Genomic DNA, 18,605 nt, shown 5'->3' on the forward strand with positions numbered 1-18,605 from the left:
CCCGGAGGGAAACATGGTCTGGCAAAAGTGTAGCGGTATTAGGCGCAGCTATTTAGACCGCTTACCTTTATCTCGGTTTCATTTTCGTATTTTTGGAATAATTAGTTTTGGCCTGCTATTAACGGGGTTTTTGAGTTACTCAGGGAATGTGGTTCTGGCCAAATTGATAAACAATGGCTGGTCGAATAATTATCTTAATGCCGCGTTCACATCGGCACTGATGCTTGGCTATTTTATTGGTTCGCTTACCGGCGGTTTTATTGGGGATTACCTGGGGCGTCGAAAAGCGTTTCGCATTAATTTGTTGCTTGTGGGTATCTCCGCAACGGCTGCCGCATTTGTTCCCGATATGTACTGGCTGATTTTCTTTCGTTGTCTGATGGGGACAGGCATGGGGGCATTGATTATGGTTGGATATGCTTCTTTTACCGAGTTTATCCCTCCCGTTGTACGAGGAAAATGGTCCGCGCGCCTCTCTTTTGTAGGGAACTGGTCACCGATGCTGTCTGCGGGAATTGGCGTAGTGGTCATTGCGTTTTTAAGCTGGCGGATGATGTTTCTTCTTGGTGGGATAGGGATGCTGCTGGCGTGGTCTCTTTCAGGAAAGTACTTTATCGAATCGCCCAGGTGGTTAGCAGGTAAAGGGCGGCAACGCGAGGCTGAACAGCAGCTTCTCATGATTGAGTCGCAAATAGAAAAAGAAAAAAGTATTATTTTGCCGCCGCATCAGGAAAGCAATAAATCCATGGAGTCGCGCTTTGAAAACGGTACATTCTGGCTACTATTCAAAGGACAAATGCTGCGGCGCACGTTAGTGGCGATCACTGTATTGATTGCGATGAACATTTCGCTTTATACCATTACGGTATGGATTCCGACAATTTTTGTTAATTCAGGAATTGATGTTACAAAATCTATTTTCATGACCGCCATCATTATGATTGGCGCGCCGGTGGGCATATTTATCGCCGCGCTCATTATTGATCATTTCCCCAGACGGTTATTTGGTTCGCTGTTGCTTATCGTTATTGCGGTAGTAGGATATTTTTACTCAATACAGACTGAGGAATGGGCCATTCTGGTTTATGGACTGGTAATGATTTCCTTTCTGTATATGTACGTCTGCTTTGCCTCAGCGGTTTACGTTCCTGAATTATGGCCTACGCACCTTAGACTACGTGGATCGGGTTTTGTGAATGCGGTAGGGCGGATTGTCGCTGTCTTTACCCCCTACGGCGTGGCGGTTTTATTGACCCGCTATGGATCTGTCACCGTTTTTGTTGTGCTGGGTATGCTGCTGGCGGCGTGCGCGCTGATATTATTTTGTTTTGGCATTGAAACGAGAAGAGTTTCGTTAGAAGCGCTCTCCAGCCTGCGTTGAGCTTTGCCAGGTAGCGATGCTGGCGTGACGTATCCGGCCTCAAAGATCTATGCAATGGTCTCATCGTTGCGTGATGTATTGACCGGATACGATACCTGCTCCGCTACCTGGCGACAGCCTGGCCCTGCGTCTCTTCCCAGTCTGCCAGCGTATACAGCGTCGCGCCTGCCGCCGCCATCTCCATAAACGCGTGTGCGCTATCCTGCGGGTGAATATTCACGCCGCGACAGCCATCGGTGATAACGTTAACGGCATAGCCCAACTCTAGCGCATCCAGCACCGTAAATTTTACGCAGTAATCGGTCGCCAACCCCATCACGATAAGCTCGGTAACGTCATGCTCGCGAAGCCAGGTATCAAGGGTAGTTTTCTGCCGATGTTCGTTGTCAAAAAACGCGCTGTAGCTATCAATCAGCGGGTTTTCACCCTTATAGATGCAGGCGTCAATCGCATGTTGGTTAAGCAGGGGATGTAACGCCGCGCCGTCGGTATGTTGAACGCAGTGATCCGGCCAGAGCGTTTGCGGCAGCCCGTCCAACTTTCCCTGACTATAGGGTTCCGCCTGATGCTGGCTGGCGAAGCTGCCATGCTGCGCGGGATGCCAGTCCTGACTGGCCAGCACCGGAATCTGCCGGGGCTGGCACCAGTCAATAAGAGCGTTAGCGATGTCGATGGTGCTGTCGCCTTCCGCTACAGCCAGCGCGCCGCCGGCGCAAAAGTCATTTTGCAAGTCGACCAGTAATAAGGCCCGGTTTGTCATTATCTTCTCCTTGTCGTCGGGATTTTTTAATCATCCGGCGTCAATTCACCACGCAAGTTTTGCGCCATCGCGCTACGAATCGCCTGAGTGTCCAGACCCTGGCTTAACAAATAATGCAGTTTGGTTAAGGTGGCTTCGACGGTCATATCGGCACCGCCAATCACGCCAGCGTGCGCCAGCGCATTACCGGTAGCGTACCCGCCCATATTGACTCGCCCTGACATGCATTGCGTCAGGTTAACCACCACGATGCCGCGCGAACTGGCCTCTTTCAGCTCCTGTAAAAACGCTTTATTTTGCGGCGCGTTGCCTACGCCATAAGAGCGCAGAATCAGCGCTTTTACCGGCTGACGCAGAAAGTTACGTACTACCTCGGCGGAAATCCCCGGATAAATCGTCACTACGCCTATCGGTTGCGGCGTAATAGGGTGTACGATTAATTCACCAAAACCGTAGGGCGCGGGAGGCGTATTTAAACGGCGAATGTGAATTCCTGCTTCCAGCAAGGGCGGCAGATTAGGAGAGGCAAAAGCGTCAAAACCATCCGCATGGGCTTTGGTCGTGCGATTGCCGCGGAACAGACGATTATTAAAAAACAGCGTTACTTCATTAACAGGATAGTTGGCGGCGACATAAAGCGCATTCAGCAAATTAATTTGCCCGTCGGAGCGCAGCTCAGCCAGCGGAATTTGTGACCCTGTCACAATAACCGGTTTACCCAGATTTTCCAGCATGAAAGAGAGCGCCGATGCGGTAAACGCCATCGTGTCGGTGCCGTGCAGAATAACAAAACCGTCATACTCATCGTAGTGCGCTTTGATATCTGCAGCGATATGCTGCCAGTCTTCCGGCGTCATATCTGATGAATCCATCAGCGGGGCATATTCATGGATGGTAAAATCCGGCATCTCCGGGCGGTGGAATTCTGGCATCAGCGCCAGCTGGCGCTGAAGGTGCCCGGACACCGGGATATACCCTTTATCTGAGCGCTGCATACCGATAGTACCGCCGGTATAGGCAACGTAAATTGATTTCTTTTGCATGATAATGTTCAGTCGTGTCGCGAAGGACGTATTAATGATTATCGGATGGCGGCTATGGGCAGACGCCGCCATCCGGTATGGCTATTGATGAAGCATTAGCGAACGTTCGCGCAAGTCAAACAGAACGCATAACGGTTTTGCGGATCGTTAAATGCCGCCAGTTTATCCCCCTCGGCCTTCACCGTGTTGGCGGCGGAAACGAGCGGCGCCGGGAGCATCGCCTGAATGGCCTCCGGCAGCATGGCGCGTACAGATCCGGTCATACTGTCCATGACCATATCAAGGACCGTCGGCTCGTCCTGATAGTAATCAAGATGCCACTGTTTCAGTTTCGCCAGCTCCGCCGCTTTGGCGACGGCGTCGTCAAAGTCGCCGAGACTGTCCACCAGACCATTGGCTTTCGCGTCTTCTCCGGTCCAGACATGGCCTTGTGCGATTTTATCAATTTGCTCCGGCGTACGCTTACGCGCGTCTGCCACCAGCGTGATAAAGCGTTTGTAGCCGTACTCAATACTGAGTTGCATCATCTGCTGCACTTCCGGTGACAGTGCTTTGGTCATCGAAATATCCGCCAGCGGCGAGGTGGAAACGCCGTCGCTGTGTACGCCAATCGACGACAGGCTGTTTTCTACCGTATTGATGACGCCGAAGATGCCAATTGAACCCGTCAGCGTGCTGGGGCTGGCCACGATATAGTTTGCCGGCGTAGAGATCCAGTAACCGCCGGAGGCCGCCATACCGCCCATTGAGACCACCACCGGTTTGCCAGCCGCTCTTGCCGCCGCCAGTTCGGCGCGGATAACTTCGGAGGCGTTGACGCTACCGCCTGGGCTATTGACGCGCAGCACAATCGCTTTCACTTTAGGATCAAGGCGTGCGTCACGGATCTGCGATGCCGTAGTGTCGCCGCCGACATTCCCTGGCGTTTCTTCGCCATCCATAATCGCGCCATTGGCGAAAATAACCGCAATAGTACCGCCGGTATCCGCAGGCGTTTTCAGCGAATAATCGTAATAGCTGATCGCGCGATAGTTATTTTCGGTTTTGCTCCAGCCAAACTGCTTCGTCAGCGCTTTTTCAACATCTGCGCTGGAGGCGAGGGCGTCCACCAGTTTATGGTCGAGCGCATATTTGGCGGTGTCGCCGCCCACGCTGGTTAACCCGTCGATAATAGCCTGCGCGCCGGGGAAGAGTTGTTGCGGCGAAATCTGGCGATTGGCGGAAACGGTATGCAGGTAGTTCTGCCACAGTTCGCCTATCCAGCGGCTGTCGGCCTCGCGGGCGGCGGGCGACATATCGTCGCGGATAAACGGCTCGACGGCGGATTTATAGGTGCCGACCCGGAAAACGTGGGTAGAGACTTTCAGTTTATCCAGCAGCGTTTTGTAGTACAGGCCATTCGTAGCGAAGCCGTGAAGATCTACCTGACCCTGTGGGGAAAGCCAAATTTTATTGGCGAAACTGGCGAGGTAATACTGACCCTGGCTGTAGTTTTCACCCACGGCGAAAACCGGTTTGCCGCTATCGCGGAATTCGCGCAGCGCTTTACCGATATAGCGCATTGACGGCTGATCGGCACCGGTGAAGTTTTTCAGATCCAGAACGATACCCGTGATGTTACGGTCATCTTTCGCCTGACGAATAGCGTTGACGATGTCAAACAGGGAGTTTTCCTGCAGACGGTCGGAGCTGGCGCCAAATAACTGGCGTCCCAGCGCGCCCAGACGGTGATTGGTGGAGGGTTTATCCACAATGACGCCGGAAATATCCAGCAGCAAAGCGCCGCGCGCCGTTTGCTCACTGTTGCTGCCGTTACCGATCTGCATCCAGATCCCAACGCCCACCAGAACCAAAAAAATAAAGAACAGGTTGAGTACCATTTCACGGACGAGGTTCAACACTCGCCACGTCCATTTAAAAAATCCGGCAATAAATCGCCACAGGGTTCGCATGTATTCTCCCTATCTGAGTAACAACGCTTGTACCTTGGTGAGGATAAAGCATTAAGATGTGGCTATCGTAATGACCCATCAGGCAGTTGTCAGCAGGAATCACTGCCTGCGCTGTAACAAAATCCGCTCCCGTGTTAATTTTGTGAATAAATATCATTGCTGGAGTTAATCAAATGGATGCACTAGAACTGCTGGTCAACCGTCGTAGCGCCTCTCGTCTCGCAGAACCGGCGCCTGTCGGAGAGCAATTACAGAACATTCTGCGGGCGGGAATGCGTGTTCCCGATCATAAATCTCTACAGCCGTGGCGTTTTTTTGTGATTGAAGGAGAGGGGCGCGACCGCTTCAGCGCCGTGCTTGAACAAGGCGCTGTCGCTGCCGGGGGCGATGAGAAAGCGATCGAAAAAGCGCGTAATGCGCCGTTTCGCGCACCGCTGATCATTACCGTGGTGGCGAAATGCGAAGAAAACCATAAGGTTCCAGTGTGGGAGCAGGAGATGTCTGCCGGATGCGCGGTGATGGCGATGCAAATGGCGGCGATTGCGCAAGGGTTTAATGGTATCTGGCGTAGCGGCGCATTAACGGAGAGCGCTATCGTGCGGGAAGCCTTTGAGTGCCGCCCGCAGGATAAAATTGTTGGTTTTCTCTATCTCGGCACGCCGCAGCTCAAAGCGTCAATGACGATCAGTACCCCCGACCCCACGCCGTTTGTGCGTTATTTCTGACGCTGAGGGATAAAACTGTCTGGATTCTGAGCAAAGGCGCGGTAATTCAGACAGTGATACTTACCACATCAGGGAATGAGCGCTACCATAGCGCGAATGCAATGACAGGAGATGTCCATGAGCGAGCAAGCCATTCGTTTAACGCAATACAGCCACGGCGCTGGTTGCGGTTGTAAAATTTCCCCTAAAGTGCTGGAGACTATCCTGCATAGCGAGCAGGCGAAGTTCGTCGACCCGAACCTGCTGGTGGGTAATGAAACCCGCGATGATGCGGCGGTTTACGATCTGGGTAATGGCACCAGTATTATCAGCACCACCGACTTCTTTATGCCGATAGTCGACAACCCGTTTGATTTTGGCCGCATTGCGGCAACAAACGCCATCAGCGATATTTTTGCGATGGGCGGCAAACCGATTATGGCGATCGCGATCCTTGGCTGGCCGATTAATACCCTGTCGCCCGATATTGCGCGTGAAGTGACCGAGGGGGGGCGTTTTGCCTGCCGTCAGGCCGGTATCGCGCTGGCGGGCGGACACTCTATTGACGCCCCGGAGCCGATCTTTGGTCTCGCGGTCACAGGCGTAGTGCCGACCGAACGGGTGAAGAAAAACAGTACCGCGCAGGCGGGATGCAAACTCTTTCTGACCAAACCGTTGGGGATTGGCGTGTTGACCACCGCCGAGAAAAAATCGCTGCTTAAGCCTGAACATCAGGGGCTGGCGACGGAAGTCATGTGTCGGATGAACATTGCTGGCGCGGCGTTTGCCAATATCGACGGCGTAAAAGCTATGACTGACGTTACCGGTTTTGGCCTGCTGGGGCACCTGAGCGAGATGTGCCAGGGCGCAGGCGTGCAGGCGCTGCTTTGCTATCAGGACATCCCTAAACTGCCGGGCGTGGAAGAGTATATTGCTCTGGGCGCCGTACCGGGCGGCACAGAGCGCAACTTCGCCAGCTATGGTCATTTGATGGGCGACATGTTGCGTGAAGTTCGTAGCCTGCTGTGCGATCCGCAAACGTCAGGCGGTCTGTTGTTGGCGGTAACGCCGGACGCCGAAGACGATGTTAAAGCCACCGCGGCGGAATTTGGTATCGATCTGACCGCGATTGGCGAACTGGTCGAGGCCCGCGGCGGTCGCGCTATGGTTGAGATTCGTTAACCTGATGCGGTTGTTTATTGCCGAAAAACCGAGTCTGGGGCGCGCCATTGCGGATGTGCTGCCAAAACCGCACCGTAAAGGCGATGGTTTTATTGAGTGCGGAAACGGGCAGGTCGTCACCTGGTGTATTGGTCATTTGCTGGAACAGGCGCAGCCGGATGCGTATGACAGCCGTTATGCTCGCTGGAATCTGGCTGACCTGCCTATCGTGCCGGAAAAATGGCAGCTTCAGCCTCGTCCTTCCGTCACCAAACAGCTCAATGTGATTAAGCGCTTTTTGCATCAAGCCGGTGAAATTATTCACGCCGGCGACCCGGATCGAGAAGGGCAGCTTCTGGTTGATGAAGTGCTGGATTATCTCCAGCTTCCTGCCGAAAAGCGCCAGCAGGTGCGGCGTTGTCTGATAAACGACCTTAACCCGCAGGCGGTCGAGCGTGCTATCGACAGGTTGCGGGCGAACAGCGACTTCGTGCCGCTGTGCGTCTCCGCGCTGGCGCGAGCGCGAGCGGACTGGCTGTATGGCATTAATATGACCCGCGCTTACACGATCCTGGGCCGGAATGCCGGCTATCAGGGCGTGTTATCCGTGGGACGCGTGCAGACGCCGGTACTGGGGCTGGTGGTGCGGCGAGACGAAGAGATTGAGAACTTCGTCGCCAAAGACTTCTTTGAAGTAAAGGCGCACATCGTTACGCCTGCCGACGAGCGTTTTACCGCTATCTGGCAGCCGAGCGAGGCGTGCGAACCTTATCAGGATGAAGAGGGGCGCTTGCTTCATCGTCCGCTGGCGGAGCATGTAGTGAACCGAATCAACGGTCAGCCCGCGCTGGTAACCAGTTATAATGATAAACGGGAATCAGAATCCGCGCCGCTGCCGTTTTCGCTCTCGACGCTACAGATTGAAGCCGCCAAACGCTTTGGCCTGAGCGCGCAAAACGTGCTTGATATTTGTCAGAAGCTATATGAAACCCACAAACTGATTACCTATCCGCGTTCCGACTGCCGTTATCTGCCGGAAGAACACTTTGCCGGACGGCAGGCGGTCATGAACGCGATTAGCGTCCACGCCCCGGATTTACTGCCGCAGCCTGTGGTTAATCCTGATACGCGCAATCGCTGCTGGGATGACAAAAAAGTGGATGCGCACCACGCAATTATCCCGACGGCGCGCAGTTCTTCTGTCCATCTGACGGAAAACGAAGCGAAAGTGTACACCCTGATTGCGCGTCAGTATCTGATGCAGTTCTGCCCGGACGCGGTGTTTCGTAAATGCGTTATTGAACTGGAAATCGCCAAAGGAAAATTTGTCGCCAAAGCGCGTTTTCTGGCGGAGGCCGGTTGGCGGACGTTACTGGGCAGTAAAGAGCGCGACGAGGAAAACGACGGTACGCCGCTGCCGGTTGTCGCCAAAGGTGATGAGTTGCTGTGTGAAAAGGGGGAAGTGGTCGAGCGCCAAACCCAGCCGCCGCGTCATTTCACCGATGCGACATTGCTTTCCGCGATGACCGGAATTGCCCGCTTCGTGCAGGATAAAGATCTGAAAAAGATCCTGCGCGCGACCGATGGGCTGGGGACGGAAGCCACGCGCGCCGGGATTATCGAGCTGCTGTTCAAACGTAGCTTTCTGACCAAAAAAGGGCGCTACATTCATTCTACCGATGCTGGCAAAGCGTTAATACATTCGCTGCCGGAAATGGCGGCCCGTCCAGATATGACCGCGCACTGGGAATCTGTTTTGACGCAAATCAGCGAAAAGCAGTGCCGTTACCAGGATTTTATGCAACCGCTGGTCGGCACGTTATATCAGCTGATCGATCAGGCTAAGCGCACGCCGGTGAAGCGCTTCAGAGGGATAGTCGCGCCAGGCGGTGGAGACAAGAAAAAGAGCGCGCCGCGTAAGCGAGCGGGCAAAAAAAGCCCGCCGGCTGAGGAGACAGGCCGTCAGACCGAATAAGCGTAAAGCTATCTGGCCTGACGACGGGATTAAATGACGCCCTGCGCCAGCATGGCGTCGGCGACTTTCACGAAACCGGCGATGTTGGCGCCCTGAACGTAGTTGGTATGCTTATTATCGCCGCCGTACTCGACACAGGCGTGGTGGATATCCAGCATAATGTGATGCAGACGGGCGTCCACTTTCTCGGCTTTCCAGCTCAACCGCGCGGCGTTCTGCGCCATTTCCAGACCTGATGTCGCCACGCCGCCCGCGTTGGCGGCTTTACCCGGCGCAAACAGTACGCCCGCCTCAAGGAAGAGATCGGTCGCTTCAATCGTGGTTGGCATATTTGCCCCTTCCGCCACGGCTTTTACGCCATTGGCAATCAGTACGCGCGCGGCGTCAACGTCCAGTTCGTTCTGCGTCGCGCATGGCAGGGCGATATCCACCGGTACGTTCCAGGGCTGCTGGCCTTCCAGATAGGTTAAGCCAAACTCACGGGCGTAGTCAGCGACGCGACCGTCACGGCTGGCTTTAATTTCACACAGACGCGCCAGCTTCTCTGGCGTGAAGCCACTTTCATCGACCACCGTCCCGCTCGAATCCGACGCGGTAACCACGCGCGCGCCAAAGGCCATCGCTTTCTCAATGGCGTATTGCGCGACGTTGCCGGAGCCGGACACGGCGACGCGCATCCCTTCGAAACCAAGACCATGACGTTTAAGCATCGCTTCAGTGAAGTAGACCAGGCCATAGCCCGTCGCCTCCGGGCGAATCAGGCTGCCGCCGAAGGAAAGCCCTTTGCCGGTGAAGACGCAGGCGCTGTTATTGGAAAGCTTGCGCATCATTCCCGCCATAAAGCCCACTTCGCGCCCGCCCACGCCGATATCCCCGGCAGGCACGTCGGTATCCGGCCCTAAATGGCGATACAGTTCAGTCATCAGCGCCTGGCAGAAACGCATCACTTCGCCTTCGCTTTTCCCTTTCGGATCGAAATCGCTGCCGCCTTTACCGCCGCCCATCGGCAACGTGGTGAGGGCATTTTTAAAGGTTTGCTCAAAGCCGAGGAACTTAAGGATGGAAAGGTTTACCGAAGGATGGAAGCGCATACCGCCTTTATAGGGGCCGATAGCAGAGTTGAACTGCACGCGCCAGGCGCGATTTACCTGCACCTGGTTTTTGTCGTCCAGCCACACTACGCGAAACTGAATTACGCGCTCTGGTTCAACCAAACGTTCCAGTAAAGACATGTGGCGGTAACGGGGGTTTTGTTCAAGAAACGGCCACAGGGTGGTCATGACTTCACGGACGGCTTGCGCGAACTCGGTTTGATGCGGGTCGCGCTTTTGTACATGGTTGAGGAACGATTCCAGAGAACATGTCTGATCCATAGATATAAAAACCTCTTATATATTAATGTGGTTGTATTTGCGTTTTATCAGAATATGTATTTGCAGTTTTCGACTATACCATCAGCAATGTGACGGTAAGCAAGAAAAAAATGACGCTGCTAAGTAAATTCATAACGGGGCGAGGGTCATAACTAAAAGCGATGACAAAAGAGGATTAAAGTTTTCACGGCGGCTTACCGTTATACTGAGAATATACTTAGAAAAATAAGGAACTCCTATGTGCCGAAGCCTCGTGGTCGCCGTGATGGCGATAATGCCAATGGTCGGGCTGGCAAACCAGAACAGTCGTCCTGATATTCAGGTGAATGTCCCGCCGGAAGTTTTCAGCACGCGCGGTCAGTCGTCCCAGCCCTGCATTCAGTGCTGCGTTTACCAGGATCAGAATTACTCCGAAGGCGCGGTAATAAAAGTGGAAGGCGTCTTGCTCCAGTGCCAGCGTGACGAAAAAACCATCAGCACGAATCCGTTAATCTGGCGTCGCGTAAAGCCATAAACGCCTGCAATAGCGGAATATCCGCCGGGGCGAGGGGGTACTCCAGCGCCTCTTCCGGCGTACACCAGGCTAATGCCTGATGTTCCAGCGCACGTATCAGACCGTTAAACGCAGGCACATGCCAGGCGTGCAAATGAATTCGTCGGCCAGACACGTCGCGTTGATGGCTGGCGATATAGACGCCGGGCGTGGCGTCAATCCCTAACTCTTCGCGTAGCTCGCGGATAAGCGCCTGCGGCTGGGTTTCGCCGGGTTCGACTTTACCGCCGGCAAACTCCCATAAACCGGCTTGATCCGCATGAGCTGGGCGCTGGGCCAGCAGAATTTTGCCGTCGCGTTCAATGATGGCGGCAACAACATCGAGTTTTTTTATCATTGTCGTTAAGGTCGTTATTCCTGCCGGGAAGCGTCGCGCTATCCCGGCCTTACGGTTAATCAGAAAGCGGAATCAAACACGAAACGTCGCCCAGACCGGCGCATGGTCGGAGGGTTTTTCCATACTGCGAATGTCGTAGTCTATACCGGTTTCTGCGCAACGTTCCGCCAGCGGAGCGCTCGCCAGCAAGAGGTCGATACGCAGTCCGCGATTATCCACGAAACCTTTTGAGCGGTAATCAAACCACGAAAATTTATCCATCGTTTGCGGATTCGCCTCACGGAACGTGTCCACTAATCCCCACTTCAGTAACCGCGACATCCATTCACGCTCCTCCGGCAGGAAGGAGCATTTACCGGTACGCAGCCAGCGTTTGCGGTTCTCTTCGCCGATGCCAATATCCAGATCGGTTGGGCTGATATTCATGTCGCCCATAATTAATACCGGATTATCGCACTTGAGTTCCGTTTCAAGATAGTTCTGCAAGTTCTGGTAAAACTGCGCTTTCGCGGGGAACTTCAACGGATGATCCCGGCTTTCCCCCTGCGGGAAATAGCCGTTAATGACGGTGATATTACCCAGCGGCGAGGGGATTTCCGCCATGATAATGCGGCGTTGCGCCTCTTCGCCATCATCCGGGAAACCGCGTCTGACGGAAATGGGCGTGGCTTTTGTTAGCAGCGCGACGCCGTAATGGCCTTTTTGTCCATGATAGAAAACGTTATAGCCCAGCTTCGCGACCTCTTCGAGCGGGAACATTTCGTCGTGGACTTTTGTCTCCTGTAGACCGATCACATCGGGCTGGTGTTTTTCGACAATCGCTTCAAGCTGATGGGGACGGGCGCGCAGGCCGTTGATATTAAAAGAGACAAATTTCATAGTCACTGCCACTTTGCAAGATGAATCGTGTTGGGATGGTAGCAGAAATTTTACCGGGTGACTGCCACTCATCGTCAGATTCGGCCAATGGAAGCATATGGTGTTTTCTATAGTGCGAAAATGGTACGGTTTGCGTGCAGATGCGCCAGAACGGGGCGGTAATTTCCAGTAAATTTCGTATAAGATCACAATTCCAGAATTATATTTGGCAACTGAATAATATTTCGCTTTTTCCTCTTTTTAGCCACCGATTATGCGGGAATATTCACTTTTCATGCAGTAAAAGTGAATATCGCTACGCTGTAACCCATTGATTTACCGTCTATCACTTCTGTTTATGCAATTTTAACGCTGGCTGGCACGAATGCTGCAATCTACATTTACAGTGCAAACACTCATATTAATTAACATATAAATAACTTTATTTTTACCAAAAGAGGTCGCTATGTCTCTGTCAATTACGCGCGAAAACTTTGATGAATGGATGGTGCCGGTATATGTTCCCGCGCCTTTTATTCCTGTACGCGGAGAAGGCTCACGCCTGTGGGATCAGCAGGGGAAAGAGTATATTGATTTTGCTGGCGGGATCGCGGTCAACGCCTTGGGACATGCGCATCCGGCGCTGCGCGAGGCGTTAAATGAACAGGCGAATCGCTTCTGGCATACCGGGAACGGTTACACCAATGAACCGGCGCTGCGACTGGCGAAAAAACTGATCGATGCGACCTTCGCCGAACGCGTTTTCTTTTGTAATTCAGGCGCTGAAGCAAATGAAGCAGCATTAAAACTGGCGCGCAAATATGCCCACGATCGTGTCGGCAATCATAAAAGCGGCATTGTGGCCTTTAAAAACGCGTTCCATGGCCGCACGCTCTTTACCGTCAGCGCTGGCGGTCAACCCACCTATTCACAGGACTTTGCGCCGCTGCCGCCGGATATTCGTCATGCAGCCTATAACGATCTGAACTCCGCCAGCGCGCTAATTGATGACAATACCTGCGCCGTGATCGTAGAACCTGTGCAGGGCGAGGGCGGCGTGATCCCCGCCACGAAAGCTTTTTTGCAGGGGCTGCGTGAATTGTGCGACCGGCATCAGGCGTTACTGATTTTTGATGAGGTGCAGACGGGCGTCGGACGTACCGGCGAACTGTATGCATATATGCATTATGGCGTTACGCCCGATATCCTGACGACCGCTAAAGCGTTGGGCGGCGGCTTCCCGATCGGCGCGATGCTGACCACGCAAGACTATGCCAGCGTCATGACGCCAGGCACGCATGGCACCACCTACGGCGGTAATCCGCTGGCGACGGCAGTTGCCGGAAAAGTACTGGATATCATCAATACGCCGGAGATGCAAAACGGCGTCAGACAGCGCCACGATGCGTTTATTGAACGTCTAAATACCCTTAATGTGCGTTTTGGCATGTTCAGTGAAATTCGCGGGCTGGGGCTACTGCTTGGCTGTGTGCTACAGACGGAGTTTGCCGGAAAAGCTAAACTCATCGCCCAGGAAGCGGCAAAAGCAGGCGTGATGGTGCTCATTGCCGGTGGCGACGTGGTGCGTTTTGCGCCAGCGTTAAATGTGAGCGACGAGGAGATAGCCACCGGGCTTGATCGTTTTGCCATGGCGTGCGAACGCCTTCAGACGGGAGGCGCATCATGCGGGTGATTCGTCCTGTCGAACATGCGGATATCGCCGCGCTGATGCAGCTTGCAGGCAAAACGGGCGGCGGCTTAACCTCGCTACCGGCAAATGAAGCGACGCTGGCGGCCCGCATTGAACGCGCGCTAAAAACCTGGTCCGACGAGCTGCCAAAAGGCGAACAAGGGTATGTATTCGTTCTCGAGGACAGTGAAACGGGTGAGGTCGGCGGGATCTGCGCCATTGAGGTCGCGGTCGGTCTTAACGACCCCTGGTATAACTATCGTGTCGGTACGCTGGTTCATGCCTCCAAAGAGCTGAATGTATATAACGCGTTGCCAACATTATTCCTGAGTAATGATCACACTGGCAGCAGTGAGCTTTGCACGCTGTTTCTCGATCCCGAATGGCGTAAAGAGGGTAACGGCTACCTGTTGTCAAAATCGCGCTTTATGTTTATGGCCGCGTTTCGCGATAAATTCAATGAGAAAGTGGTGGCGGAAATGCGCGGCGTCATTGACGAGCACGGTTATTCTCCCTTCTGGCAAAGTCTCGGCAAACGCTTTTTTTCTATGGATTTCAGCCGGGCGGATTTTTTATGCGGTACCGGGCAAAAAGCGTTTATCGCCGAGCTGATGCCCAAACATCCTATTTATACCCACTTCTTATCTGAAGAGGCACAGGCCGTGATTGGCGAAGTCCACCCGCAAACGGCGCCAGCCCGCGCGGTGCTGGAAAAGGAAGGTTTTCGCTATCGCCACTATATCGACATCTTCGACGGCGGGCCGACGCTGGAGTGTGATATTGACCGCGTGCGGGCCATTCGTAAAAGCCGACTGGTGGAAGTCGCGGAAGGGCAACCCGCGCCTGGCGACTATCCGGCATGTCTGGTCGCCAATGAAAACTATCACCACTTTCGGGCCGCGCTGGTGCGTGCCGATCCGCAGACTTCACGACTTGTACTGACCGCCGCGCAGTTGGATGCGCTGAAATGTCGCACGGGCGACCACGTTCGGCTGGTACGCCTTTGCGCAGAGGAGAAAACCGTATGACGCTATGGATAAACGGCGACTGGATAACCGGTCAGGGCGAACGCCGCCGCAAAACGAATCCGGTGAGCGCGGAGATACTTTGGCAGGGGAATGACGCTAATGCGGCACAGGTCGCCGAGGCCTGTCAGGCGGCGCGCGCGGCGTTTCCTCGTTGGGCCAGACAGCCTTTTGCGGCACGACAGGCTATCGTAGAGAAATTTGCCGCCCTGCTGGAGGCGCATAAAGCCGAGCTCACGGAGGTCATCGCGTGTGAAACCGGTAAACCGCGCTGGGAGGCGGCAACGGAAGTGACGGCGATGATCAATAAGATTGCCATCTCGATTAAGGCTTACCACGCCAGAACAGGCGAACAAAAAAGCGAACTTGTCGATGGCGTCGCGACGTTGCGCCATCGTCCTCACGGTGTGCTGGCGGTATTCGGCCCTTATAACTTTCCCGGCCATTTACCGAATGGCCATATTGTGCCCGCGTTGCTGGCAGGCAATACGCTGATTTTCAAACCTAGCGAGCTAACGCCATGGACCGGGGAAACGGTAATAAAACTCTGGGAACGGGCTGGGCTACCGGCAGGCGTTCTTAATCTGGTGCAGGGCGGCCGGGAGACCGGACAAGCGCTGAGTTCGCTCGACGATCTCGACGGACTGCTGTTTACCGGCAGCGCCAGTACCGGATATCAGCTTCATCGCCAGCTATCCGGCCAGCCGGAAAAAATACTGGCCCTGGAAATGGGCGGAAACAATCCGCTCATTATTGAGGATGTGGCAAATATAGATGCGGCGGTACATCTGACGCTGCAATCGGCGTTTATTACCGCCGGACAGCGCTGTACCTGCGCGCGACGCCTTCTGGTAAAACAGGGTGCGCAGGGAGATGCATTTCTGGCGCGGCTGGTTGACGTCGCCGGACGTCTGCAGCCCGGCAGATGGGACGACGATCCGCAGCCGTTTATCGGCGGACTGATTTCAGTGCAGGCGGCACAGCATGTGATGGAGGCCTGGCGTCAACGAGAGGCATTAGGCGGTCGCACGCTACTGGCGCCGCGGAAGGTCAAAGAGGGAACCTCTCTGCTGACGCCTGGCATCATTGAGCTGACGGGCGTCGCGGATGTGCCGGATGAAGAGGTGTTTGGTCCGCTGCTGAACGTCTGGCGTTATGCGCATTTCGATGAGGCGATTCGTCTGGCGAATAATACCCGTTTTGGTCTGTCGTGTGGGCTGGTGTCGACGGATCGCGCGCAGTTCGCACAGCTCTTGCTGGAGGCGCGGGCAGGGATCGTTAACTGGAATAAACCGCTCACCGGGGCAGCGAGTACTGCGCCGTTTGGTGGTGTCGGCGCGTCTGGCAACCATCGGCCCAGCGCCTGGTATGCCGCCGATTATTGCGCCTGGCCGATGGCCAGTCTGGAATCTCCCGAACTAACGTTGCCTGCGACATTAAGCCCCGGCCTCGACTTTTCTCGCAGGGAGGCGGTATGACGGCGCATGAAGTTAATTTTGACGGGCTGGTGGGGCTTACGCACCATTATGCCGGGCTATCCTTCGGCAATGAGGCATCGACCCGCCACCGTTTTCAGGTGTCGAATCCTCGTCTGGCGGTAAAGCAGGGGCTGCTAAAGATGAAGGCTTTGGCGGATGCCGGCTTTCCCCAGGCGGTGATCCCGCCGCATGAGCGGCCTTTTATTCCGGCGTTGCGTCAGCTCGGCTTCACGGGTAGCGATGAGCAGATTCTGGATAAGGTTGCGCGTCAGGCGCCACGCTGGCTTTCCAGCGTGAGTTCCGCGTCGCCAATGTGGGTTGCGAATGCGGCGACGGTTTGCCCATCGGCAGACGCGCTGGACGGAAAAGTTCACCTGACGGTGGCGAATTTAAACAATAAATTTCATCGCGCTCTTGAGGCGCCTGTTACCGAAGCGCTGCTACGCGCCATATTTCGCGATGAAAGTCAGTTTTCAGTGCATAGCGCGTTACCGCAGGTCGCATTATTGGGAGATGAAGGCGCGGCGAATCATAACCGTCTTGGCGGCGAGTATGGTTCGGCAGGCGTGCAGCTTTTTGTCTATGGGCGCGAAGAGGAGAATGAAATACGACCCGCTCGTTATCCGGCGCGCCAGAGCCGCGAAGCCAGCGAGGCCGTGGCGCGTCTTAATCAGGTGAATCCGCAACAGGTTATCTTCGCTCAGCAAAACCCGGAGGTCATCGATCAAGGCGTATTCCATAATGATGTCATCGCCGTTTCGAATCGACAGGTATTGTTTTGTCACGAAGCGGCATTTGCCCGGCAGAAAGTGCTCACTAATCAGTTGCGTACGCGCGTTGACGGTTTTATGGCGATAGAGGTGCCCGCCGGAGAGGTTTCTGTATCAGATGCTGTGGCCACCTACCTGTTTAATAGTCAGTTGTTAAGCCGTAACGACGGCTCAATGCTGTTAGTGTTGCCGCGGGAATGTCAGGACCATGTCGGCGTCTGGCGTTATCTGAATAAGCTGGTGGCGGAGGATAACCCCATCAGCGCGATGCAGGTGTTTGATTTGCGAGAAAGTATGGCCAACGGCGGTGGCCCGGCCTGTCTGCGATTACGCGTGGTGTTAACAGAAGAAGAACGACGGGCGGTGAATCCAGCGGTAATGATGAATGACGCTCTGTTTACGGCCCTTAACGCGTGGGCGGATCGTTATTATCGCGATCGCCTGACCGCTGCCGATCTGGCCGATCCGTTATTATTGCGAGAAGGCCGGGAGGCGCTGGATGTGTTAACGCGTCTGCTGGATTTGGGGTCGGTTTATCCTTTCCAGCAAACGGGGGCGGCTGATGGATAACTTTCTGGCGTTGACGCTAAGCGGCACGACACCACGGGTGAGGCAGGGGAAGGGCGCGGGTTTTCGCTGGCGCTGGTTAGGCCATGGTCTGCTTGAACTCACGCCCGATGCGCCGGTCGACCGCGCGTTAATTCTTTCTGCGGGGATACACGGGAATGAAACCGCGCCGGTAGAGATGCTGGATAAGCTGCTGTCGGCGCTGTATTCAGGCAGCTTGACGTTAACGTGGCGAGTGCTGGTGGTACTCGGCAATCCGCAGGCGCTGGCGGCGGGAATACGCTATTGTCACAGCGATATGAACCGTATGTTTGGCGGGCGTTGGCAGTCCTTTGCCGAAAGCGATGAAACGCGGCGGGCGCGTGAGCTGGAGCTAAGTCTGGAGACCTTCTTTTCATCTGGCCAGGCGCGGGTACGCTGGCATCTGGATCTGCATACCGCCATTCGTGGCTCGTATCATTTGCGTTTTGGCGTATTGCCGCAGCGCGACCGTCCGTGGGAGGCGGATTTTCTGGCGTGGCTGGGCGCGGCAGGACTGGAGGCGTTGGTATTTCATCAGGCACCCGGCGGTACGTTTACGCACTTTAGCTCTGAACATTTCGGCGCGCTTTCCTGTACGCTGGAGTTGGGAAAGGCGTTGCCGTTTGGGCAAAACGATCTGACGCAGTTCAGTGTAACCTCGCAGGCGTTGTCGGCGCTGCTGAGCGGTGTCGAAACGTCAACCTCGTCTTCGCCGCCGCTACGCTATCGGGTGGTGTCGCAAATCACGCGTCACAGCGACAAGTTCACGCTTTATATGGATGCGCAAACGCTGAATTTTACTGCCTTTGCGAAGGGAACGTTGCTGGCCGAGGAGGGGGATAAGCGCGTGACGGTGACGCATGACGTTGAATATGTTCTCTTTCCTAATCCCTCTGTCGCCTGCGGATTGCGGGCTGGATTAATGCTGGAAAGACTGCCCTGATAAATGTCCCTGTA

At 54.7% G+C, this 18,605-nt stretch carries 16 protein-coding genes; 10 read left to right on the forward strand and 6 right to left on the reverse strand.

The features are described 5' to 3' along the window. Positions 1–13 precede the first annotated feature (13 nt). A complete protein-coding gene (locus tag ACLD4K_RS00005) occupies positions 14–1,381 on the forward strand; it encodes an MFS transporter (RefSeq protein WP_411011249.1) in 1,368 nt (455 codons plus the stop codon). A 103-nt stretch (positions 1,382–1,484) separates the two neighbouring features. Here ACLD4K_RS00005 and pncA read toward each other — a convergent pair whose 3' ends face one another. The 3 genes from pncA to sppA form a co-directional block, all read right to left on the reverse strand. After that, positions 1,485–2,141, reverse strand: coding sequence for a bifunctional nicotinamidase/pyrazinamidase (pncA, locus tag ACLD4K_RS00010; protein WP_000184707.1), 657 nt, complete (start codon positions 2,139–2,141; stop codon positions 1,485–1,487). A gap of 26 nt (positions 2,142–2,167) precedes the next feature. After that, positions 2,168–3,184 (reverse strand): asparaginase, encoded by a 1,017-nt coding sequence (gene ansA / locus ACLD4K_RS00015; RefSeq protein ID WP_411011165.1) that lies wholly within the window; start codon positions 3,182–3,184, stop codon positions 2,168–2,170. Positions 3,185–3,279: 95 nt separating this feature from the next. Then, positions 3,280–5,136 (reverse strand): signal peptide peptidase SppA, encoded by a 1,857-nt coding sequence (sppA, locus tag ACLD4K_RS00020; protein WP_001259884.1) that lies wholly within the window; start codon positions 5,134–5,136, stop codon positions 3,280–3,282. A 173-nt stretch (positions 5,137–5,309) separates the two neighbouring features. Here sppA and ACLD4K_RS00025 point away from each other — a divergent pair, with 173 nt between their 5' ends. From ACLD4K_RS00025 to topB, 3 genes are all read left to right on the forward strand, one after another. Beyond that, complete coding sequence (locus tag ACLD4K_RS00025; RefSeq protein WP_079981142.1) at positions 5,310–5,861, forward strand: NAD(P)H nitroreductase; 552 nt, start codon at positions 5,310–5,312, stop codon at positions 5,859–5,861. 117 nt (positions 5,862–5,978) lie between these two features. After that, positions 5,979–7,022, forward strand: coding sequence for a selenide, water dikinase SelD (gene selD / locus ACLD4K_RS00030; protein WP_080160026.1), 1,044 nt, complete (start codon positions 5,979–5,981; stop codon positions 7,020–7,022). 4 nt (positions 7,023–7,026) lie between these two features. Continuing rightward, positions 7,027–8,976, forward strand: coding sequence for a DNA topoisomerase III (gene topB, locus ACLD4K_RS00035; RefSeq protein WP_001235862.1), 1,950 nt, complete (start codon positions 7,027–7,029; stop codon positions 8,974–8,976). A 29-nt stretch (positions 8,977–9,005) separates the two neighbouring features. On the opposite strand, the gene gdhA is transcribed toward topB, so the two are convergent. Then, a complete protein-coding gene (gene gdhA / locus ACLD4K_RS00040; protein WP_023218982.1) occupies positions 9,006–10,349 on the reverse strand; it encodes an NADP-specific glutamate dehydrogenase in 1,344 nt (447 codons plus the stop codon). Positions 10,350–10,587: 238 nt separating this feature from the next. Here gdhA and ACLD4K_RS00045 point away from each other — a divergent pair, with 238 nt between their 5' ends. Further along, positions 10,588–10,863, forward strand: coding sequence for a YnjH family protein (locus tag ACLD4K_RS00045; protein WP_411011166.1), 276 nt, complete (start codon positions 10,588–10,590; stop codon positions 10,861–10,863). Here ACLD4K_RS00045 and ACLD4K_RS00050 read toward each other — a convergent pair. Both ACLD4K_RS00050 and xthA read right to left on the reverse strand, forming a co-directional pair. Further along, positions 10,823–11,239: a pyrimidine (deoxy)nucleoside triphosphate diphosphatase gene (locus ACLD4K_RS00050; RefSeq protein ID WP_000592136.1), complete on the reverse strand. Its 417-nt coding sequence runs from the start codon at positions 11,237–11,239 to the stop codon at positions 10,823–10,825. The two genes, ACLD4K_RS00045 and ACLD4K_RS00050, sit on opposite strands and share 41 nt — an antisense overlap. A 72-nt stretch (positions 11,240–11,311) precedes the next feature. Beyond that, positions 11,312–12,118, reverse strand: a complete 807-nt coding sequence (xthA, locus tag ACLD4K_RS00055) for an exodeoxyribonuclease III (RefSeq protein ID WP_000673951.1) — start codon at positions 12,116–12,118, stop codon at positions 11,312–11,314. Positions 12,119–12,563: 445 nt separating this feature from the next. On the opposite strand from xthA, the gene ACLD4K_RS00060 reads away from it, so the two are divergent. The 5 genes from ACLD4K_RS00060 to astE are packed head-to-tail and all read left to right on the forward strand — an operon-like array spanning position 12,564 to position 18,591. Beyond that, positions 12,564–13,790, forward strand: a complete 1,227-nt coding sequence (locus tag ACLD4K_RS00060; RefSeq protein WP_411011167.1) for an aspartate aminotransferase family protein — start codon at positions 12,564–12,566, stop codon at positions 13,788–13,790. Next, a complete protein-coding gene (astA, locus tag ACLD4K_RS00065; protein WP_076726450.1) occupies positions 13,781–14,815 on the forward strand; it encodes an arginine N-succinyltransferase in 1,035 nt (344 codons plus the stop codon). The genes ACLD4K_RS00060 and astA overlap by 10 nt, the downstream gene beginning before the upstream one ends. Further along, on the forward strand, positions 14,812–16,290 hold the full coding sequence (astD, locus tag ACLD4K_RS00070; protein WP_411011168.1) for a succinylglutamate-semialdehyde dehydrogenase: 1,479 nt from the start codon (positions 14,812–14,814) through the stop codon (positions 16,288–16,290). The genes astA and astD overlap by 4 nt, the downstream gene beginning before the upstream one ends. Then, complete coding sequence (astB, locus tag ACLD4K_RS00075) at positions 16,287–17,630, forward strand: N-succinylarginine dihydrolase (RefSeq protein ID WP_411011169.1); 1,344 nt, start codon at positions 16,287–16,289, stop codon at positions 17,628–17,630. Before astD ends, astB begins: the two co-directional genes overlap by 4 nt. Beyond that, a complete protein-coding gene (gene astE, locus ACLD4K_RS00080) occupies positions 17,623–18,591 on the forward strand; it encodes a succinylglutamate desuccinylase (RefSeq protein WP_411011170.1) in 969 nt (322 codons plus the stop codon). Before astB ends, astE begins: the two co-directional genes overlap by 8 nt. Positions 18,592–18,605: the final 14 nt, after the last annotated feature.

This window comes from Salmonella sp. 741265055_HSA (assembly GCF_046569525.1).
GTDB lineage: Bacteria > Pseudomonadota > Gammaproteobacteria > Enterobacterales > Enterobacteriaceae > Salmonella > Salmonella enterica.